Source organism: Streptomyces sp. NPDC028711 (assembly GCF_055565415.1).
The window spans coordinates 181,370-200,924 of record NZ_JBVHUJ010000004.1 but is presented as its reverse complement, the minus strand read 5'-3'; the positions used below and the strand labels follow the sequence as shown (position 1 = coordinate 200,924).

17 protein-coding genes are annotated in these 19,555 nt (G+C 70.9%); 2 read left to right on the top strand and 15 right to left on the bottom strand.

Annotation, left to right across the window (positions count from 1 at the left end; genetic code table 11):
* The first annotated feature begins 283 nt into the window (after positions 1 to 283).
* Positions 284 to 1,510 (top strand): fumarylacetoacetase, encoded by a 1,227-nt coding sequence (gene fahA / locus ACZ4VK_RS15330; RefSeq protein WP_468352409.1) that lies wholly within the window; start codon positions 284 to 286, stop codon positions 1,508 to 1,510.
* Here the strand turns inward: fahA and ACZ4VK_RS15325 are convergent.
* On the bottom strand, positions 1,507 to 2,322 hold the full coding sequence (locus ACZ4VK_RS15325) for a dioxygenase family protein (RefSeq protein ID WP_468352407.1): 816 nt from the start codon (positions 2,320 to 2,322) through the stop codon (positions 1,507 to 1,509). The two genes, fahA and ACZ4VK_RS15325, sit on opposite strands and share 4 nt — an antisense overlap.
* Before the next feature lie 40 nt (positions 2,323 to 2,362).
* Complete coding sequence (locus tag ACZ4VK_RS15320; RefSeq protein WP_468352405.1) at positions 2,363 to 3,283, bottom strand: helix-turn-helix transcriptional regulator; 921 nt, start codon at positions 3,281 to 3,283, stop codon at positions 2,363 to 2,365.
* 288 nt (positions 3,284 to 3,571) lie between these two features.
* On the opposite strand from ACZ4VK_RS15320, the gene ACZ4VK_RS15315 reads away from it, so the two are divergent.
* Positions 3,572 to 4,132, top strand: coding sequence for a hypothetical protein (locus ACZ4VK_RS15315; protein ID WP_468352403.1), 561 nt, complete (start codon positions 3,572 to 3,574; stop codon positions 4,130 to 4,132).
* Positions 4,133 to 4,191: 59 nt separating this feature from the next.
* Here ACZ4VK_RS15315 and nuoN read toward each other — a convergent pair whose 3' ends face one another.
* The 13 genes from nuoN to ACZ4VK_RS15250 are packed head-to-tail and all read right to left on the bottom strand — an operon-like array spanning position 4,192 to position 19,549.
* The gene (gene nuoN, locus ACZ4VK_RS15310) at positions 4,192 to 5,853 is read right to left on the bottom strand and encodes an NADH-quinone oxidoreductase subunit NuoN (protein WP_468352402.1); all 1,662 of its coding nucleotides are present in this window, start codon (positions 5,851 to 5,853) and stop codon (positions 4,192 to 4,194) included.
* Positions 5,850 to 7,430, bottom strand: coding sequence for an NADH-quinone oxidoreductase subunit M (locus ACZ4VK_RS15305; RefSeq protein ID WP_468352400.1), 1,581 nt, complete (start codon positions 7,428 to 7,430; stop codon positions 5,850 to 5,852). The genes nuoN and ACZ4VK_RS15305 overlap by 4 nt, the downstream gene beginning before the upstream one ends.
* A 5-nt stretch (positions 7,431 to 7,435) precedes the next feature.
* Positions 7,436 to 9,328, bottom strand: a complete 1,893-nt coding sequence (gene nuoL, locus ACZ4VK_RS15300; RefSeq protein ID WP_468352399.1) for an NADH-quinone oxidoreductase subunit L — start codon at positions 9,326 to 9,328, stop codon at positions 7,436 to 7,438.
* Positions 9,329 to 9,338: 10 nt separating this feature from the next.
* Positions 9,339 to 9,638, bottom strand: coding sequence for an NADH-quinone oxidoreductase subunit NuoK (nuoK, locus tag ACZ4VK_RS15295; RefSeq protein ID WP_030549909.1), 300 nt, complete (start codon positions 9,636 to 9,638; stop codon positions 9,339 to 9,341).
* Entirely contained in the window at positions 9,635 to 10,462 is an 828-nt protein-coding gene (locus tag ACZ4VK_RS15290) for an NADH-quinone oxidoreductase subunit J (protein WP_468352397.1), read from the bottom strand. The genes nuoK and ACZ4VK_RS15290 overlap by 4 nt, the downstream gene beginning before the upstream one ends.
* Positions 10,459 to 11,055 (bottom strand): NADH-quinone oxidoreductase subunit NuoI, encoded by a 597-nt coding sequence (gene nuoI / locus ACZ4VK_RS15285; protein ID WP_468352395.1) that lies wholly within the window; start codon positions 11,053 to 11,055, stop codon positions 10,459 to 10,461. Before nuoI ends, ACZ4VK_RS15290 begins: the two co-directional genes overlap by 4 nt.
* Entirely contained in the window at positions 11,030 to 12,388 is a 1,359-nt protein-coding gene (gene nuoH, locus ACZ4VK_RS15280; protein WP_468352393.1) for an NADH-quinone oxidoreductase subunit NuoH, read from the bottom strand. Before nuoH ends, nuoI begins: the two co-directional genes overlap by 26 nt.
* Positions 12,385 to 14,865 carry an NADH-quinone oxidoreductase subunit G gene (locus ACZ4VK_RS15275; RefSeq protein WP_468352392.1) on the bottom strand — a complete coding sequence of 827 codons (2,481 nt, stop codon included), beginning with the start codon at positions 14,863 to 14,865 and terminating at the stop codon, positions 12,385 to 12,387. Before ACZ4VK_RS15275 ends, nuoH begins: the two co-directional genes overlap by 4 nt.
* Positions 14,862 to 16,211, bottom strand: coding sequence for an NADH-quinone oxidoreductase subunit NuoF (nuoF, locus tag ACZ4VK_RS15270; RefSeq protein WP_468352390.1), 1,350 nt, complete (start codon positions 16,209 to 16,211; stop codon positions 14,862 to 14,864). The genes ACZ4VK_RS15275 and nuoF overlap by 4 nt, the downstream gene beginning before the upstream one ends.
* Positions 16,211 to 16,951, bottom strand: coding sequence for an NADH-quinone oxidoreductase subunit NuoE (gene nuoE / locus ACZ4VK_RS15265; RefSeq protein WP_468352388.1), 741 nt, complete (start codon positions 16,949 to 16,951; stop codon positions 16,211 to 16,213). Before nuoE ends, nuoF begins: the two co-directional genes overlap by 1 nt.
* Positions 16,948 to 18,270, bottom strand: coding sequence for an NADH-quinone oxidoreductase subunit D (locus ACZ4VK_RS15260; RefSeq protein ID WP_468352386.1), 1,323 nt, complete (start codon positions 18,268 to 18,270; stop codon positions 16,948 to 16,950). Before ACZ4VK_RS15260 ends, nuoE begins: the two co-directional genes overlap by 4 nt.
* The gene (locus ACZ4VK_RS15255) at positions 18,267 to 18,998 is read right to left on the bottom strand and encodes an NADH-quinone oxidoreductase subunit C (RefSeq protein WP_389680964.1); all 732 of its coding nucleotides are present in this window, start codon (positions 18,996 to 18,998) and stop codon (positions 18,267 to 18,269) included. Before ACZ4VK_RS15255 ends, ACZ4VK_RS15260 begins: the two co-directional genes overlap by 4 nt.
* A complete protein-coding gene (locus tag ACZ4VK_RS15250; RefSeq protein ID WP_468352384.1) occupies positions 18,995 to 19,549 on the bottom strand; it encodes a NuoB/complex I 20 kDa subunit family protein in 555 nt (184 codons plus the stop codon). The genes ACZ4VK_RS15255 and ACZ4VK_RS15250 overlap by 4 nt, the downstream gene beginning before the upstream one ends.
* Positions 19,550 to 19,555 lie beyond the last annotated feature (6 nt).

Below are 19,555 nucleotides of genomic sequence, written 5' to 3'. Positions count from 1 at the left end.
GACCTTTTTCCTGGTCAGGGAGAACTGAGGAGAAGTGCGGGCGCGCGCCTGCGGCGACTTCACGCGGCGCGATACCACCGTGATCGTATGGCCTGGCAACGCCCCTGCGGGAGCCCCGCTTTCGCACCTCGAAGCGGGGCACCGAGCCACCCGGGACACAAACCGCGCGAAGCCGGACAGTTGCCCACGGAGGCCGCACTTTCTGTGTGATCCATGTCATCAGCGCCCGGCGGCCCGCCCCGTAACGTGTCCCCCACACACCTGGAAAGCGAGGCACGTACCGATGTCCGAGCACAGCCCGCTCGACCTGGCCGAGGGCGATCCCTTCGGCCCGCACAACCTCCCGTACGGCGTCTTCTCGACCGCCGGCGAGCCCGGCCGCCGCCGGCTCGGCGTCCGGATCGGCGGGCACGTGCTCGACGCGGGTGCCGCGGCGCACGCGCTCGGCTCGCCGTACGCGGCGCTCCTCGCCCAGCCGAGCCTGAACCCGCTGCTCGCCGCCGGGCGGACCGCCTGGCGCGATGTCCGCCGGGCGCTCACGGCCTGGGTGACGGTCCCCGCGCACCGGGCGGACGTCGAGCCGCTGCTGCACCCGCTCGACGAGGTGACGCTGCACCTGCCGTACGAGGTCGCGGACTACGTCGACTTCTACGCGAGCGAGCACCACGCGACGAACGTGGGCCGCATCTTCCGCCCCGACGGCGACGCGCTCACCCCCAACTGGAAGCACCTGCCGATCGGTTACCACGGCCGGGCGGGCACGGTCGTGGTCTCCGGGACCGATGTCGTACGCCCCTCCGGACAGCGGAAGGCGCCCACGGACGCCGCCCCGGTCTTCGGGCCCTCGATCAAGCTGGACATCGAGGCGGAGGTCGGCTTCCTCGTCGGCACGCCGTCGGAGCTCGGCCGGTCGGTCCCGCTGGCCGACTTCCGGGAGCACGTCTTCGGTCTGACGCTGCTCAACGACTGGTCGGCGCGGGACGTGCAGGCCTGGGAGTACGTGCCGCTCGGCCCGTTCCTCGGCAAGTCGTTCCAGACCTCGGTGTCGGCGTGGGTGACGCCCCTCGAGGCACTGGACGCGGCGAGGACCGCCCCGCCGGCCCGGGACCTCCCGCTCCTTCCGTACCTGGACGACGCCGCGGAGGAGGAGCCGGGCGGCTTCGACCTGCGGATCACGGTGGAGATCAACGGCGAGGTCGTGGCGGAGCCGCCGTTCTCCTCCATGTACTGGACGGCGGCGCAGCAGCTCGCCCACATGACGGTGAACGGCGCCTCGCTGCGCACGGGTGACCTGTACGGCTCCGGGACGGTCTCCGGGCCCGAGGTGAACCAGCGCGGTTCGCTCCTGGAGCTGACCTGGAACGGCCGCGACGCCCTCGAACTGGCCGGTGGCAAGCGGACGTTCCTGGAGGACGGCGACGAGGTCGTCCTCACGGCCTGGGCCCCGGGCCCGGACGGCACCCGCGTGGCACTGGGCGAGGTCCGGGGCCGGATCGCCCCCGCGGTCTAGGCGAGCCGCCAGAGCGCGGGGACGTTCGGCGGTTCCCAGCCGGCCTGGGCCGTGTGCGCCTGGAGGCACACATAGCCCGGGCCGCCGTACGTGACCCTGTCCCCCGCCCGGTAGGCGGTCCCGGCGGCCCAGCTGCCGCCGGGCGGCGGGGTGGTGGTCGGGCTCGGGCCGGGGTCCTGCGGCACGTTCAGGACGAAGTCGAAGGCCGCCTCCCTCGCACCGCCCGCGTCCCGCACGGTCATGAGGAGCCGCGGGTCGAAGAGGGTGTCGGTGGTGTTGCGGGGTTCGCCGGGGAAGTACAGCTGGGTCGTGAGCACCGGGCGGCCGGGGGCCTGCACCTTGACGTGGAGGTGCCGGGTGCGGCCCGGGTAGAGGCCGGGCACGATCGTGGTGAGCGCGAAGGCGCCCCGGGAGTCGGTGAACTGGTGGCCGCGGAAGCGGAATCCGGTGTTGTCGTACGCGCCGTTGGTGTCCGCCTGCCAGAAGTCGAGCAGGACGCCCGCGACCGGCCGGCAGGCGAGCCCGAAGACGTAGCCGCTGACGGTGAGCCGTACGCCGACGGTGCCGGCCTCGAGGAGGCTGGTCCGCAGTGGCGAGTGGGGCTTGAAGTAGGGACCTTCGGTCTGCGCCGGGGTGGGGTCGTCGCCGTCGTCGCACGCGGGGGTGAGCGCGGGCGCCGCCTCGCCGGCGGTGAGGGTACGGGCGAGTGCCGGTACGCCCATGAGCACCGCGGGCGCCGCCATGCCGGCGGCGAGCGCGGCCCGCAGCACGGCCTTCCTGGTGACGTGCCCGGTGCTGGTCTCGTTGTCCATGCCTGCTCCTCGTGGGGGGGCGCTGGGGTCGGCAACGAACCTAGGCGGGTGCGCCGTCGCCTTCGAGGGACGGATCACGGCGGTCGTGGTGTTTTCGGAAGTCCCCGGGGCTCCGTCCCGTCTCGCGCCGGAAGAAGCGGCAGAAGTACGCGGGGTCGCCGAAGCCGACCCGGGACGCCACCTGCCGGACGGACAAGTCGGTGCTGACGAGCAGCCGTTGGGCCTCGCGCGTCCTGGCCTCGCGAAGCAGCGCGGCGGGGGTGCGTCCGGTGGCGGCCCTGACGGCCTCCGCGAGGTGGCCGGGGGTGACGCCGAGGAGGCCGGCACACCGCCGTACGGAAAGGCCGTCGGCCGCGGACCGGCCGGCGAGCCGCAGGAACTCCTCGGCGAGCCCCCGGACGGGCGCCGGGCGCCCGGCGCCTCCGGGCAGCCGGGCGGCCCGCACGAGCAGCACATGGAGCAGGGACCGCAGCACCCCGGCGAAGCCGTCGGCCCCGTGCCGGTACTCCTCGGTGAGCTCCGCCATCAGCCGGCCCGTCCGCTCGTGCGTGGCGGCGTCGAGGTCCACCCAGGGCCGCTCCCCCAGCCTGCGGAGCAGTTCCTCGTCCTGCGCCCCGCCGACGAGGAACTCGGGAGTGAACAGCACGAGCGACCCTTCGAGGCCTCGTACGTCCTCCCAGTGGTGGACCTGCCCCGGCAGGATCACGCCCCACTGCGGCGGCCGCAGCTCGTACCGCTCCAGGTCGAGCACATGCGTCCCGCTCCCCTCGACGACGTGCACGATCTCGTAGAAGGTGTGGCGGTGCGGCGAGTCGGCCCGTGACATCGGCCCCATGGCGTCGAACCCGCCTGCGGCGAAGGGCACTTGGTCCGGCAGCCGTACCTCGAGGCGGTGCACCGGCGGTTCCCCCTGCCGGGGAACGGCACCGGCCCTGCCGGGTAGGACCGTGGTCCCGCGCATACGCCCCGCCCCTCCGACTGCTGGTACAGACCATTCGGCCCGTCCACGATGCCACGCCCGGCGCGCCGTGTCAGGACCGCGGGAGGTCGCTCGGGGTCATTCGGCACGGCGTGGCGGCGGGAGCAGGAAGAAGGCCCTGGTCACACCGCGTGTCCACTCCGCTGGGCCAGTCCCGGGTGCGGCGGCGGGGCGGCCGGTCGATGCTGCTGGAGGCGGGAGCCGGGGGGAGCCCGCTCACGTCAGGCGCCCCGTACCGGCGCGCCCCGCCCTTCCGAGGAGCACACCCACATGTCCGCACGACCCCGTCCCCTGATGGCCGCGCTCGCCCTGGCCGCCGCCGGCTCGCTGGCCCTGGGGACCGCCCCGGCCGTCTCCGCGGCCCCCGCACCGAAGCCGGTCACCGACTTCCCGCACCCGGACCTCCAGAAGACGTACGACGCCACGGTGAAGTACAGGTCCGAGCAGAGGGCCATCGCCGACGGCTTCCAGCGCACCGACGACTGCGTGGAGGACCCGGAGCTCGGTGGCATGGGCTACCACTACGTCAACCCGGCGAACCTCGGCTCGACCGACCCGACGAGGCCTGCCGCCGTGCTGTACGAGGAGGACCACAAGACCGGCAAGCGCGAGCTGGTCGCGGTCGAGTGGGTCGTCCCCGACCCGAACGAGAACATTCCCAGGCCGCGGCTCTTCGACCGGGGCTTCGACGGGCCGTTCGACTTCGAGCCCGTCGGACCCCACTACTCGCTGCACGCGTGGATCTTCAAGAAGAACCCGAAGGGTGTCTTCACCCCGTACAACCCGCGGGTGCACTGCACCCCCTGCCCTGAGGACCACCCGAAGGCGTAGGCGTACGACGAAGGGCCCGGCCCCCGCACGCGGAGACCGGGCCCTTCGTCGCGCCGCGGCTACCGCACGAAGACGCTCGCCTGGTTCGCGAGGTCCAGGAAGTACTGCGGCGCGAGGCCGAGCACCAGCGTGACGACCACCCCCGCCGTGATGGTGAGGGTCGTCAGGGCCGAGGGCACGGCGACCGTCGGGCCGTCCGCCTTCGGCTCACTGAAGAACATCAGCACGATCACCCGGATGTAGAAGAACGCGGCGATCGCCGAGGAGAGCACGCCGACCACGACGAGCGCGCCCGCGCCGCCCTCCGCCGCCGCCTTGAAGACCGCGAACTTGCCCGAGAACCCGGAGGTCAGCGGGATGCCGGCGAAGGCGAGCAGGAAGACCGCGAAGACCGCCGCGACGAGCGGCGAACGGCGCCCGAGCCCGGCCCACTTGGAGAGGTGGGTGGCCTCGCCGCCGGCGTCCCTGACGAGCGTGACGACGGCGAAGGCGCCGATCGTCACGAAGGAGTACGCGCCGAGGTAGAACAGGACCGACGAGATCCCGCTCGGCGTGGCCGCGATGACACCGGCGAGCAGGAAGCCCGCGTGCGCGATCGACGAGTACGCGAGGAGCCGCTTGATGTCGGTCTGGGTGATGGCGACGATCGCGCCGCCCAGCATGGTGACGATGGCGACGCCCCACATGACCGGCCGCCAGTCCCAGGTGAGGCCCGGCAGCACCACGTACAGCAGGCGGAGCAGCGCGCCGAACGCGGCGACCTTGGTCGCGGCGGCCATGAAGCCGGTGACCGGGGTCGGGGCGCCCTGGTAGACGTCGGGGGTCCACATGTGGAACGGCACGGCGCCGACCTTGAAGAGGAGCCCCGTCAGGACCATGGCGAAGCCGATGAGCAGCAGCGCGTCGTTGCCCATGGTGCCGGCGAGCGCCGGGTTCACGGAGCCGACGGCGCCGTCGACGACGTCGGCGATGGTGGCGTACGAGACGGAGCCCGCGTAGCCGTAGAGCAGGGCGATCCCGAAGAGCAGGAAGGCCGAGGAGAAGGCGCCGAGCAGGAAGTACTTGACGGCCGCCTCCTGCGACATCAGCCGCTTGCGGCGGGCGACGGCGCAGAGCAGGTACAGCGGGAGGGAGAAGACCTCCAGGGCGACGAAGAGCGTCAGGAGGTCGTTGGCCGCCGGGAAGACCAGCATGCCGGCGATGGCGAAGAGCGCGAGGGGGAAGACCTCGGTGGTGGTGAACCCGGCCTTGACGGCGGCCTTCTCCTGGTCGCTGCCGGGGACGGCGGCGGCCTCGGCGGCGAAGGAGTCGACCTTGTGGCCGTGGTCGGCCGGGTCGAGCCTGCGCTCGGCGAAGGTGAAGATCGCGACGATCGAGGCGAGGAGAATGGTGCCCTGGAGGAAGAGGGCGGGCCCGTCGACGGCGATGGCGCCCATGGCCGCGATCTGGGCCTTGGTGGAGCCGTAGCCGCCGGCCGCGAGGGCGACGATCGCGGCGAAGGCGGCGACGAGCGCGACGACGCTGAGGAACACCTGGCTGTGGTAGCGGGCCTTGCGGGGCACGAAGGCCTCGACGAGGACGCTGAGGATCGCGGCGCCGATCACGATGAGTACGGGCGAGAGCTGGGTGTACTCGATGTGGGGCGTCTCGATCCTGTTCAGCGGATCGGCCGCCGTCGTCCACAGGCTGTGGACGGAAGATGCGACGACGGAAGTGCTCACTTGGCCGCCTCCACGTTCTGGGGCGCAGAGGGCTGCGGGTCCTTCTGCTGTACGTCGGACATGGTGTGCCGCACCGCCGGGTTGACGACGTCCGTGAGCGGCTTCGGGAAGACCCCGAGGAAGATCAGGACGGCGATCAGCGGGACGACCACCGCCAGTTCACGCGCCCGCAGGTCGGGCAGCGACCGCACCTCCTCCTTCACCGGCCCGGTCATCGTCCGCTGGTACAGGACGAGGGTGTAGAGCGCGGCGAGGACGATGCCGGTGGTCGCGATGATCCCGGCCACCGGGTAGCGGGCGTAGGTGCCGACCAGGACGAGGAACTCGCTGACGAACGGGGCGAGTCCGGGCAGCGACAGGGTCGCGAGGCCGCCGATCAGGAAGGTGCCGGCCAGCACCGGGGCGACCTTCTGCACCCCGCCGTAGTCGGCGATGAGCCGCGAGCCGCGCCGGGAGATCAGGAAGCCGGCGACGAGCATCAGGGCGGCCGTCGAGATGCCGTGGTTGACCATGTAGAGCGTGGCGCCCGACTGGCCCTGGCTGGTCATCGCGAAGATGCCCAGGATGATGAAGCCGAAGTGCGAGATCGACGCGTACGCCACCAGGCGCTTGATGTCCCGCTGGCCGACCGCGAGCAGCGCCCCGTACACGATGCTGATGAGGGCGAGCACGATGATCGCGGGGGTGGCCCACTTCGAGGCCTCGGGGAAGAGCCCGAGGCAGAAGCGGAGCATCGCGAAGGTGCCGACCTTGTCGACGACGGCGGTGATGAGGACGGCGACCGGGGCGGTCGCCTCCCCCATCGCGTTCGGCAGCCAGGTGTGCAGCGGCCAGAGCGGCGCCTTCACCGCGAAGGCGAAGAAGAAGCCGAGGAACAGCCAGCGTTCCGTGGAGGTCGCCATCTCCAGGCTGCCATCGGCGCGGGCCGCGGCGATCTCGGTGAGCGAGAAGTTCCCCGCGACCACGTAGAGCCCGATGACGGCGGCCAGCATGATGAGGCCGCCGGCGAGGTTGTAGAGGAGGAACTTGACGGCCGCGTACGAGCGCTGGGCCGCCGCGTTCTCGTCGGAGCCCGCGTGGGCGCGGTCGCCGAAGCCGCCGATGAGGAAGTACATCGGGATGAGCATGGCTTCGAACAGGATGTAGAAGAGGAAGACGTCGGTGGCCTCGAAGGAGAGGATCACCATCGCCTCGACCATGAGGATCAGGGCGAAGAAGCCCTGCGTCGGCCGCCACCGCTTGGAGGAGGCCTCCTGGTCGGCGTCGTGCCAGCCGGCGAGGATCACGAAGGGGATGAGCAGGGCGGTGAGCGCGATCAGCGCCACCCCGATGCCGTCGACGCCGAGCTCGTAGCGGACGCCGAAGTCCTTGATCCAGGCGTGGGACTCGGTCAGCTGGTACCGCTCGCCGCCGGGCTCGAACCGTACGAAGACGACGGCGGCGAGCACAAGGGTGGCGAGGGAGACGAGCAGCGCCAGCCACTTGGCGGCGGTGCGGCGGGCGGCGGGGACGGCGGCGGTGAGGATCGCACCGACCGCCGGAACCGCTGCCGTCACCGTAAGGAGCGGGAATGACATGGTGGTTACACCGCCCTCATCAGCAGGGTCGCGGCGATCAGCACCGCCGTACCTCCGAACATGGAGACCGCGTACGAGCGGGCGTAGCCGTTCTGGAGCTTGCGCAGCCGGCCGGAGAGTCCGCCGACGGAGGCCGCGGTGCCGTTGACCACGCCGTCGACCAGGGTGTGGTCGACGTAGACGAGCGAGCGGGTCAGGTGGGTGCCGCCGCGGACGAAGACGGCGTGGTTGAGGTCGTCCTGGAGGAGGTCGCGGCGGGCGGCCCGGGTGAGCAGCGAGCCGCGCGGGGCGACGACCGGGACGGGCTTGCGCCCGTACTGGACGTACGCGAGGCCGACACCGATCACCATGACGGCGACGGTGGCGGAGGTGACGGCGGCGGCGCTGATCGGCGGGTGCCCGTGTGCGTAGCCGGTGACCGGCTCCAGCCATTCGACGAATCCGGCGAACTCGAAGATCGCGCCTCCGGCGACGGAGCCGACGGCGAGCAGGACCATGGGGATGACCATGGACTTGGGCGACTCGTGCGGGCGCGGCGGGTTGCCCGCCGCGTCGGGCTGCCAGCGCTTCTCGCCGAAGAAGGTCATCAGCATCACGCGGGTCATGTAATACGCGGTGATGGCCGCGCCGAGCAGGGTGACCGCGCCGAGGATCCAGCCTTCGGTGCCGCCCTTGGCGAAGGCCGCCTCGATGATCTTGTCCTTGGAGAAGAAGCCGGACAGGCCGGGGAAGCCGATGATCGCGAGGTAGCCGAGGCCGAAAGTGACGAAGGTGACCGGCATGTACTTTCGCAGGCCGCCGTACTTCCGCATGTCGACCTCGTCGTTCATGCCGTGCATGACGGAACCGGCGCCGAGGAACAGCCCGGCCTTGAAGAAGCCGTGGGTCACCAGGTGCATGATCGCGAAGACGTAGCCGATGGGGCCGAGGCCGGCCGCCAGGATCATGTAGCCGATCTGCGACATCGTCGAACCGGCGAGCGCCTTCTTGATGTCGTCCTTCGCGCAACCGACGATCGCACCGAAGAGGAGCGTGACCGCGCCGACCACGACGACCACCGTCTGCGCGTCCGGGGCCGCGTTGAAGATGTTCGCGGAGCGGACGATCAGATAGACACCGGCGGTCACCATCGTGGCCGCGTGGATGAGGGCCGAGACCGGGGTCGGGCCCTCCATCGCGTCCCCGAGCCAGGACTGCAGCGGCACCTGGGCCGACTTGCCGCAGGCGGCGAGGAGCAGCATCAGGCCGATCGCGGTGAGCGTGCCCTGGCCGGTCTCCTCCGTCGCCCCGAGTACCGGGGTGAAGGCGAAGGTGCCGAAGGTGGTGAACATGATCATGATGGCGATGGAGAGGCCCATGTCGCCGACCCGGTTCACCAGGAAGGCCTTCTTGGCGGCGGTGGCCGCGCTGGGCTTGTGCTGCCAGAAGCCGATCAGGAGGTACGAGGCGAGGCCGACGCCCTCCCAGCCGAAGTACAGGAGCAGGTAGTTGTCGGCGAGGACGAGCAGCAGCATCGCCGCGACGAACAGGTTGAGGTAGCCGAAGAAGCGGCGGCGGCGCTCGTCGTGCTCCATGTATCCGATGGAGTACACGTGGATGAGCGTGCCGACCCCGCTGATCAGCAGGACGAAGGTCATCGACAGCTGGTCGAGCTGGAAGGCGACGTCCGCCTGGAAGCCCTCGACGGGGATCCAGGAGAAGAGCCGCTGGTGCAGGGCCCGGTCCTCGGCGCCCTTGCCGAGCATGTCGGCGAAGAGGGCCAGGCCGATGGCGAAGGAGACGGCCGCGAGGAGCGTGCCGATCCAGTGCCCGATCCTGTCGAGCCGCCGGCCGCCGCAGAGCAGGACGGCCGCGCCGAGCAGGGGCGCTCCGACGAGCGGAGCGATGAGATTTTCCACGGTCAGCCCCTCACAGCTTCATCAGGCTCGCGTCGTCGACCGAGGCCGAGTGACGGGCACGGAAGACGGACACGATGATCGCGAGCCCGACGACGACCTCCGCGGCGGCGACGACCATCGTGAAGAACGCGAAGATCTGGCCGTCGAGGTTTCCGTGCATACGGGAGAAGGCGACGAACGCGAGGTTGCAGGCGTTGAGCATCAGCTCGACGCACATGAAGACCACGATCGCGTTGCGCCGGATCAGCACCCCGGCCGCACCGATGGTGAACAGCAGGGCGGCGAGATACAGGTAGTTGACGGGGTTCACCGGGTGGCCTCCTCTTCGTCCCGGTCGCGGCCGAGCCGCTCCTCGGAGCGCTGCTCCAGCGCCTTGAGGTCGGCGAGCGCCTCGGTGGAGACGTCCCGGATCTGGCCCCGCTTGCGCAGGGTCTGCATGACGGTGAGCTCCGCGGGCGTGCCGTCGGGCAGCAGTCCCGGGATGTCCACGGCGTTGTGCCGGGCGTAGACACCGGGCGCCGGGAGCGGCGGCACGTGCGTGCCTTCCCGTACGCGCTGCTCGGAGAGCTCGCGCTGGGTGCGGGCCTTCTCGGTGCGCTCGCGGTGGGTGAGCACCATCGCGCCGACGGCGGCGGTGATGAGGAGCGCGCCGGTGAGCTCGAACGCGAAGACGTACTTGGTGAAGATGAGGGCGGCGAGGCCCTCGACGTTCCCGCCGTGCGCGGTGTTGGCGGCGCCGAGCCCGGCGAACTCCGTCAGGGACGCGTTCCCGATGCCGGCGGCGAGCAGGACGCCGAAGCCGAGGCCGCAGGCGGTGGCCCACCAGCGCTGGCCCTTGAGGGTCTCCTTCAGCGAGTCCGCGGCCGTGACACCGACCAGCATGACGACGAAGAGGAAGAGCATCATGATCGCGCCGGTGTAGACGACGATCTGCACGATGCCGAGGAAGTACGCCCCGTTGGCCAGGTAGAAGACCGCCAGGATGATCATCGTTCCGGCGAGGCAGAGCGCCGAGTGGACGGCCCGCCGCATCAGGATCGTGCACAGCGCGCCGATGACGGCGACGGTGCCGAGGACCCAGAACTGGAAGGCCTCGCCGGACGAGGTCGCGTACGCCGCGAGGTTCGCGCTCATGCGTCCACCTCCTCCTCTTCGCCCTTCTCCCCCTTGGACACGGCGACCTGCCGGACGGTGCCGGGCGCGGCCTCCGTGACGAGCCCCCGGTAGTAGTCCTGCTCGGTCATGCCCGGGAAGATCGCGTGCGGGGTGTCGACCATGGTCTCCTCGAGTCCCGCGAGGAGCTGCTCCTTGGTGTAGATCAGGTTCGCGCGGGAGGAGTCGGCCAGCTCGAACTCGTTGGTCATCGTCAGCGCCCGCGTGGGGCAGGCCTCGATGCACAGCCCGCACAGGATGCAGCGGGCGTAGTTGATCTGGTAGACGCGGCCGTAGCGCTCGCCCGGCGAGTAGCGCTCCTCGTCCGTGTTCTCCGCGCCCTCCACGTAGATGGCGTCGGCGGGACAGGCCCAGGCGCACAGCTCACAGCCGACGCACTTCTCCAGACCGTCGGGGTGGCGGTTGAGCTGGTGCCGGCCGTGGAACCGGGGCGCCGTCGTCTTCTGCTGCTCCGGGTACTGCTCGGTCAGCCGCTTCTTGAACATGGCCTTGAAGGTCACGCCGAAGCCGGCCACCGGATTCTGGAAGTCAGACACCGTCCGTCTCCTTTCCATCACTCGCAGTAGCAGTATCGGGGGCGCCACTGACAACGAGGTCCCTGTCCTGCCGCGGCCTGCGCCGGGGCACGGGCGGCAGGGACTGTCCGGGCCTGGGCGGTACGGGGAAGCCGCCGGCCATCGGGTCGAAGGCGGGCTCGTCGGCGGGCCCTGCCGCCGTGGCCTTCGCCTTCCGGTCGCGGAAGACGTCGACGACGAAGGAGAGCAGCAGAAGCCCGAGGACGGCTCCGGCGACGTACAGGACGATGTTGGTGAAGGCGATGTTCTCGTTCCGCAGGGCCCGGACGGTGGCGACCAGCATCAGCCAGACCACGGAGACCGGGATGAGGACCTTCCAGCCGAGCTTCATCAGCTGGTCGTAGCGGACGCGGGGCAGGGTGCCGCGGAGCCAGATGAAGAAGAAGAGCAGCAGCTGCACCTTGAGGACGAACCAGAGCATCGGCCACCAGCCGTGGTTGGCGCCCTCCCAGAAGGTGGAGACCGGGTACGGGGCCCGCCAGCCGCCCAGGAAGAGGGTCACCGACACGGCCGAGACCGTCACCATGTTCACGTACTCGGCGAGCATGAACATCGCGAACTTGATGGACGAGTACTCGGTGTTGAAGCCGCCGACGAGGTCGCCCTCGGACTCCGGCATGTCGAAGGGGGCGCGGTTCGTCTCGCCGACCATCGTGACGATGTAGATGATGAACGACACCGGCAGCAGGATGACGAACCAGCGGTCCGCCTGCGCCTCGACGATCGCCGAGGTCGACATCGACCCGGAGTAGAGGAAGACGGAGGCGAAGGCCGCGCCCATGGCGATCTCGTACGAGATCATCTGCGCGCAGGAGCGCAGACCGCCGAGGAGCGGGTACGTGGAGCCCGACGACCAGCCGGCGAGGACGATGCCGTAGATGCCGACCGAGGCGATGGCCAGGACGTACAGCATCGCGATCGGCAGGTCGGTGAGCTGCATCGCGGTCCGGTGGCCGAAGATCGAGACCTCGTTGCCGGCCGGGCCGAAGGGGATCACGGCGATCGCCATGAACGCGGGGATCGCGGCGACGATCGGAGCGAGGACGTAGACGACCTTGTCGGCCTTCTTGACGATCACGTCCTCCTTGAGCATCAGCTTGATGCCGTCCGCGAGGGACTGGAGGAGGCCCCAGGGGCCGTGCCGGTTCGGGCCGACGCGCAGCTGCATCCAGGCGACGACCTTGCGCTCCCACACGATGGAGAAGAGCACGGTGACCATCAGGAAGGCGAAGCAGAAGACGGCCTTGATCAGGACGAGCCACCAGGGGTCCGTGCCGAACATGGACAGGTCTTCGGCGGCGAGCGTGTTCATGCCTGGACCTCCGTCGTGGTGGCCGCGCCGATGCGGACCAGGTCGCCGGGGCGGGCGCCGGTGTCGGAGAGGACGCCGCGGCCCGCCGAGTTCAGCGGGACCCAGACGACCCGGTCCGGCATCTCGGTGACCTGGAGCGGGAAGGCGACCGAGCCGGCGGGGCCGGTGACCTCGAGGACGTCGCCGTCCTTGACGCCGGTGTCGGCGGCGGTGGCGGCGGAGAGCCGGGCGACCGCCGCGTGCCGGGTGCCGGCCAGGGCGCTGTCGCCCTCCTGGAGCCGGCCCAGGTCGAGCAGGAGCCGGTGCCCGGCGAGGACGGCCTCGCCCTCGCCGGCCCGGGGCGCGGCCTGGGCGGGTTCCACGGGCTCGGAGGCCCGCTCCTCGGTCCAGCCGCCGAGCCGGTCCAGCTCCCGCCGTACGGCCCTGAGGTCGGGCAGGCCCAGATGGACGTCGAGGGCGTCGGCGAGCATGTGGAGCACGCGCGCGTCGCCCGGGGCGACGGGCCGGGTCATGTGCTCGGGCTTGAGCGCGGCCTCGAAGAGCCGGGCCCTGCCCTCCCAGTTGAGGAAGGTGCCGGACTTCTCGGCGACGGCGGCGACCGGGAGGACGACGTCGGCGTGCCGGGTGACCTCGCTGGGCCGCAGCTCGAGGGAGACCACGAAGGCCGCGTCGAGCGCCTCGCGCGCGCGTGCCGGGTCCGGCAGGTCGGCGACCTCGACACCGGCGACGAGCAGGGCGCCGAGTTCGCCGGTGGCGGCGGCCTCGATCATCTGGCCGGTGTCCCGGCCGTAGCGGTGCGGGAGTTCGCGGACGCCCCAGGCGGCGGCGACCTCCTCACGCGCGCGGGGGTGGGTCGCGGGCCGGCCGCCGGGCAGCAGCGCCGGGAGCGCGCCGGCCTCGACGGCTCCGCGTTCGCCGGCGCGGCGCGGGATCCACACGAGCCGGGCGCCGGTGGCGGCCGCGGTGCGCAGGGCGGCGGTGAGGGCGCCGGGGACGCCCGCGAGCCGCTCGCCGACGGCGATGACGGCGCCGTCCTGGCGGAGGGCCTGGGCGGCGGCGAGGCCGTCGCCCTCGAGACCGACCCGGGAGGTCAGCGCGTCGAGCCACTCGGTCTCGGTGCCGGGGGCCGCGGGCAGCAGGGTGCCGCCCGCCTTCTCCAGGCCCCGGGTCGCGAAGGCGGCGACCGCGTACGTCTTCTGGCCCTTCTTCCGCCAGGCCTTGCGGAGCCGCAGGAAGACGCCGGGGGCCTCCTCCTCGGCCTCCAGGCCGACGAGGAGCACGGCCGGGGCGGCTTCGAGCGAGGTGTACGTGACCCCGCTGCCGTCCAGGTCGCGGCCGCGGCCGGCGACGGCGGAGGCCAGGAAGTCGGCCTCCTCGCCGGAGTGGACGCGGGCCCGGAAGTCGATGTCGTTGGTGTCGAGGGCGACCCGGGCGAACTTGGCGTACGCGTAGGAGTCCTCGACGGTCAGCCTGCCGCCGGTGAGGACACCGGTCCGGCCGCGGACGAGGCCGCGGGCGGCGGCCTCCAGGGCCTCCGGCCAGGACGCCGTCCGCATCTCACCGGTCTCCTGGTTCCGGATGAGCGGCGTGGTGAGCCGGTCGCGCTGCTGGGCGTACCGGAAGCCGAAGCGGCCCTTGTCGCAGATCCACTCCTCGTTGACCTCCGGGTCCTCGGCGGCGAGCCGCCGCATGACCTTGCCGCGCCGGTGGTCGGTGCGGGTGGCGCAGCCGCCCGCGCAGTGCTCGCACACGGACGGCGAGGAGACCAGGTCGAAGGGGCGGGAGCGGAAGCGGTAGGCGGCCGAGGTGAGGGCGCCGACCGGGCAGATCTGGATGGTGTTGCCGGAGAAGTACGACTCGAAGGGGTCGCCCACGCCGGTGCCGACCTGCTGGAGCGCGCCGCGCTCGACCAGTTCGATCATCGGGTCGCCGGCGACCTGGTTGGAGAAGCGGGTGCAGCGGGCGCAGAGCACGCACCGCTCGCGGTCGAGGAGCACCTGGGTGGAGAGCGGGATCGGCTTCTCGAAGGTCCGCTTGACGCCCTCGAAGCGGGACTCGGACTGCCCGTGGGACATGGCCTGGTTCTGCAGGGGGCACTCGCCGCCCTTGTCGCAGACCGGGCAGTCCAGCGGGTGGTTGATGAGCAGCAGCTCCATCACGCCGTGCTGGGCCTTCTCGGCCACGGGCGAGGTGAGCTGCGACTTCACCACCATGCCGTCGGTGCAGGTGATGGTGCAGGAGGCCATCGGCTTGCGCTGGCCCTCGACCTCGACGATGCACTGGCGGCAGGCGCCGGCGGGGTCGAGGAGCGGGTGGTCGCAGAAGCGCGGGATCTCGATGCCGAGCTGTTCGGCGGCGCGGATGACGAGCGTCCCCTTGGGGACGGAGATCTCGGCGCCGTCGATGGTCAGCGTGACGAGATCCTCGGGCGGTACCGCCGGGGAGCCGCCCGCCGGGCCGGCCGTGGTGACCGTCATGCCGTCACCTCCTTGTGGTTGTCCGCCCAGGCGGTCGACTTGGCCGGGTCGAAGGGGCAGCCCCGGCCGGTGATGTGCTGCTCGTACTCCGCGCGGAAGTACTTGAGAGAGGAGAAGATCGGCGAGGCGGCGCCGTCGCCGAGGGCGCAGAACGACTTGCCGTTGATGTTGTCGGCGATGTCGTTGAGCTTGTCGAGGTCGGACATCCGTCCGCGGCCGGCCTCGATGTCGCGGAGCAACTGGACCAGCCAGTACGTCCCTTCGCGGCAGGGTGTGCACTTGCCGCAGGACTCGTGGGCGTAGAACTCGGTCCAGCGGGTGACGGCCCGGACGACGCAGGTGGTCTCGTCGAAGCACTGGAGCGCCTTGGTGCCGAGCATCGATCCGGCGGCGCCGACGCCCTCGTAGTCGAGGGGCACGTCGAGGTGCTCCTCGGTGAACATGGGGGTGGAGGAGCCGCCGGGGGTCCAGAACTTGAGGCGGTGGCCGGGGCGCATGCCGCCGCTCATGTCGAGGAGCTGGCGCAGTGTGATGCCGAGGGGCGCCTCGTACTGGCCGGGCGAGGCGACGTGTCCGCTCAGCGAGTAGAGCGTGAAGCCCGGGGACTTCTCGCTGCCCATCGAGGTGAACCATTCCTTGCCGCGGTGGAGGATCGCGGGAACGGACGCGATGGACTCGACGTTGTTCACGACAGTGGGGCAGGCGTACAGACCGGCGACCGCGGGGAAGGGGGGGCGCAGCCGGGGCTGGCCGCGGCGCCCTTCGAGCGAGTCGAGCAGCGCGGTCTCCTCACCGCAGATGTACGCGCCGGCGCCGGCGTGCACGGTGAGTTCGAGGTCGAGTCCGCTGCCGAGGATGTTCGTGCCGAGGTAGCCGGCGGCGTAGGCCTCGCGGACGGCCTCGTGGAGGCGGCGCAGGACGGGGACGACCTCGCCGCGCAGATAGATGAAGGCGTGCTGCGAGCGGATCGCGTAGCAGGCGATCACGATGCCCTCGATGAGGGAGTGCGGGTTGGCGAAGAGGAGGGGGATGTCCTTGCAGGTGCCGGGCTCGGACTCGTCCGCGTTGACGACGAGGTAGTGCGGCTTGCCGTCGCCCTGCGGGATGAACTGCCACTTCATGCCGGTGGGGAAGCCGGCGCCGCCGCGGCCGCGGAGGCCGGATTCCTTGACGTACGCGATGAGGTCGTCAGGGCTCATCGCGAGGGCCTTCTTGAGGCCCCGGTACCCCTCGTGCCGCTCGTAGGTCTCCAGGGTCCAGGAGTCGGGCTGGTCCCAGAAGGCCGAGAGGACGGGTGCGAGAAGCTTCTCGGGGCTGCTGTTGTTGATCTCGGCGGCCAAGGTCATCACTCCCCCTCCTGACCGGAGGACTCACCGCGCGGGTGGACGATTCGGTGGGACGGGTTCTCGCCCTTGGCCAGGCGCAGGCCGACGAGTGAGGCGGGGCCCGCGCCGCCGGTGGCCTCGACGGCGCCGGGGCGCTCGTCGGGGAAGCCGGCGAGGATGCGGGCGGTCTCCTTGAAGGTGCAGAGCGGCGCGCCGCGGGTGGGCTCGACGGTCCGCCCGGCCCGGAGGTCGTCCACCATCTTCTTGGCGGACTCGGGGGTCTGGTTGTCGAAGAACTCCCAGTTGACCATCACGACCGGGGCGAAGTCGCAGGCGGCGTTGCACTCGATGTGCTCGAGGGTGATCTTGCCGTCCTCGGTCGTCTCGTCGTTGCCGACGCCGAGGTGCTCCTTCAGCTCCTCGAAGATGGCGTCGCCGCCCATGACCGCGCAGAGCGTGTTGGTGCAGACGCCGACCTGGTAGTCGCCGGAGGGCTTGCGCCGGTACATGGAGTAGAAGGTGGCGACGGCGGTGACCTCGGCGGTGGTGAGGCCGAGGGTGTCGGCGCAGAACGCCATGCCGGTCCTGGTCACATGGCCCTCCTCCGACTGCACGAGGTGCAGCATCGGCAGGAGCGCGGAGCGGGAGTCCGGGTAGCGGGCGATGATCGCCCGCGCGTCCTCGGTCAGCCGGGCGTGGACCTCGGCCGGGTAGGCGGGGGCGGGGAGCTGGGGCATGCCCAGGCTGATCTGGTCGGTCATCGGTCGACGCCTCCCATCACGGGGTCGATGGAGGCGACGGCGACGATGACGTCGGCGACCTGGCCGCCCTCGCACATCGCGGCCATGGCCTGGAGGTTGGTGAAGGACGGGTCGCGGAAGTGGACCCGGAAGGGGCGGGTGCCGCCGTCGGAGACGACGTGCACGCCGAGCTCGCCCTTGGGGGACTCGACGGCCGCGTAGGCCTGCCCCGCGGGGACCCGGAAGCCCTCGGTGACCAGCTTGAAGTGGTGGATCAGGGCCTCCATGGAGGTGCCCATGATCTTCTTGATGTGGTCCATGGAGTTGCCGAGGCCGTCGGGGCCGAGCGCGAGCTGCGCGGGCCAGGCGATCTTCTTGTCGCCGACCATGACGGGTCCCGGTGCCAGGCGGTCGAGGCACTGCTCGACGATCCGGAGGGACTGGCGCATCTCCTCCAGGCGGACGAGGAAGCGTCCGTAGGAGTCGCAGCTGTCGGCGGTCGGGATGTCGAAGTCGTAGTTCTCGTAGCCGCAGTACGGGTCGGTCTTGCGCAGGTCGTGCGGGAGGCCCGCCGAGCGCAGGATCGGTCCGGTGGCGCCGAGGGCCATGCAGCCGGTGAGGTCGAGGTAGCCGACGTCCTGCATGCGGGCCTTGAAGATGGGGTTGCCGGTGGCGAGCTTGTCGTACTCCGGCAGGTTCTTCTTCATGGTCTTCACGAACTCGCGGACGGCGTCGACGGCGCCGGGCGGGAGGTCCTGGGCGAGGCCGCCGGGGCGGATGAACGCGTGGTTCATGCGGAGGCCCGTGATCAGCTCGTACAGGTCCAGGATCAGTTCGCGGTCCCGGAAGCCGTAGATCATGATCGTGGTGGCGCCCAGCTCCATGCCGCCGGTGGCGATGGCCACCAGGTGGGAGGAGAGCCGGTTGAGCTCCATGAGGAGCACCCGGATGACGCTCGCCCGGTCCGGGATCTGGTCGGTGATGCCGAGCAGCTTCTCCACGCCGAGGCAGTACGCCGTCTCGTTGTAGAACGAGGTGAGGTAGTCCATGCGCGTGACGAAGGTGGTGCCCTGCGTCCAGGTCCGGTATTCGAGGTTCTTCTCGATGCCGGTGTGGAGGTAGCCGATGCCGCAGCGGGCCTCGGTGACGGTCTCGCCGTCGATCTCCAGGATGAGCCGGAGCACGCCGTGGGTGGACGGGTGCTGGGGGCCCATGTTGACGATGATGCGTTCGTCGTCGGCCTTGGCGGCGGACTGGACGACCTCTTCCCAGTCGCCGCCGGTCACCGTGTAGACGGCGCCTTCTGTCGTCTCGCGCGGAGACGCGGGGGGAGTTGTCACGAGTACGACCTCCGCTGGTCCGGAGCCGGGATCTGGGCGCCCTTGTACTCGACGGCGATGCCGCCGAGGGGATAGTCCTTGCGCTGCGGGTGGCCCTGCCAGTCGTCCGGCATCATGATCCGGGTGAGGGCGGGGTGGCCGTCGAAGACGATGCCGAAGAAGTCGTACGTCTCGCGCTCGTGCCAGTCGTTCGTCGGGTAGACGGCGACGAGGGACGGGATCCGGGGGTCGGCGTCGGGGGCCGAGACCTCCAGACGGATCAGCCGGCCGTGGGTGAGCGAGCGCAGGTGGTAGACGGCGTGCAGCTCGCGGCCCTTGTCCCCGGGGTAGTGGACGCCGGAGACCCCGGTGCACAGCTCGAAGCGGAGCGCCGGGTCGTCGCGGAGCGTGCGGGCGACCCGGACGAGGTGCTCGCGCTCGATGTGGAAGGTGAGCTCGTCGCGGTCGACGACGGTCTTCTCGATGGCGTTCCCGGGAAGCAGTCCCTGTTCCTCGAGGGCGCCTTCGAGTTCGTCGGCGACCTCGTCGAACCAGCCGCCGTAGGGGCGGGTGGCCGGGCCAGGGAGGCGGATCGAGCGGACGAGGCCGCCGTAGCCGGAGGTGTCGGCTCCGCTCTGGGCGCCGAACATGCCGCGCTGGACGCGGACCTCCTCGCCGTGGTCCCCGCGCTGACCGGGCAGGTTCTGCTCGCTCAGCTCCTTCTCGGGGTTCGGGGTTTCGTCACTCACTGGAGAAGGCCCTTCAACTCGATCGTCGGCAGCGCCTTGAGCGCCGCCTCCTCCGCCTCCCGGGCCGCCTCCTCGGCGTTCACGCCGAGCTTGGAGCCCTGGATCTTCTGGTGGAGCTTGAGGATCGCGTCGATCAGCATCTCCGGGCGCGGCGGGCAGCCGGGCAGGTAGATGTCGACCGGCACGATGTGGTCGACGCCCTGGACGATCGCGTAGTTGTTGAACATGCCGCCCGAGGAGGCGCAGACGCCCATGGAGATGACCCACTTGGGGTTGGGCATCTGGTCGTAGACCTGCCTCAGGACGGGCGCCATCTTCTGGCTGACCCGGCCGGCGACGATCATCAGGTCGGCCTGGCGCGGCGAGCCGCGGAAGACCTCCATGCCGAAGCGGGCCAGGTCGTACCGGCCGGCTCCGGTGGTCATCATCTCGATGGCGCAGCAGGCGAGGCCGAAGGTCGCGGGGAACACGGACGCCTTGCGCACCCAGCCCGCGGCCTGTTCGACCGTCGTCAGCAGAAAGCCGCTCGGGAGTTTCTCTTCGAGTCCCATAGGTGC

What these genes read in the sequence shown, in the direction of transcription:
- fahA (WP_468352409.1), top strand. Translation starts at nt 284, where the DNA reads ATGTCCGAGCACAGCCCGCTCGACCTGGCCGAGGGCGATCCCTTCGGC.
- ACZ4VK_RS15325 (WP_468352407.1), bottom strand. Translation starts at nt 2,322, where the DNA reads ATGGACAACGAGACCAGCACCGGGCACGTCACCAGGAAGGCCGTGCTG.
- ACZ4VK_RS15320 (WP_468352405.1), bottom strand. Translation starts at nt 3,283, where the DNA reads ATGCGCGGGACCACGGTCCTACCCGGCAGGGCCGGTGCCGTTCCCCGG.
- ACZ4VK_RS15315 (WP_468352403.1), top strand. Translation starts at nt 3,572, where the DNA reads ATGTCCGCACGACCCCGTCCCCTGATGGCCGCGCTCGCCCTGGCCGCC.
- ACZ4VK_RS15305 (WP_468352400.1), bottom strand. Translation starts at nt 7,430, where the DNA reads ATGTCATTCCCGCTCCTTACGGTGACGGCAGCGGTTCCGGCGGTCGGT.
- ACZ4VK_RS15290 (WP_468352397.1), bottom strand. Translation starts at nt 10,462, where the DNA reads ATGAGCGCGAACCTCGCGGCGTACGCGACCTCGTCCGGCGAGGCCTTC.
- nuoI (WP_468352395.1), bottom strand. Translation starts at nt 11,055, where the DNA reads ATGGAAAGGAGACGGACGGTGTCTGACTTCCAGAATCCGGTGGCCGGC.
- nuoH (WP_468352393.1), bottom strand. Translation starts at nt 12,388, where the DNA reads ATGAACACGCTCGCCGCCGAAGACCTGTCCATGTTCGGCACGGACCCC.
- ACZ4VK_RS15275 (WP_468352392.1), bottom strand. Translation starts at nt 14,865, where the DNA reads ATGACGGTCACCACGGCCGGCCCGGCGGGCGGCTCCCCGGCGGTACCG.
- nuoF (WP_468352390.1), bottom strand. Translation starts at nt 16,211, where the DNA reads ATGACCTTGGCCGCCGAGATCAACAACAGCAGCCCCGAGAAGCTTCTC.
- nuoE (WP_468352388.1), bottom strand. Translation starts at nt 16,951, where the DNA reads ATGACCGACCAGATCAGCCTGGGCATGCCCCAGCTCCCCGCCCCCGCC.
- ACZ4VK_RS15250 (WP_468352384.1), bottom strand. Translation starts at nt 19,549, where the DNA reads ATGGGACTCGAAGAGAAACTCCCGAGCGGCTTTCTGCTGACGACGGTC.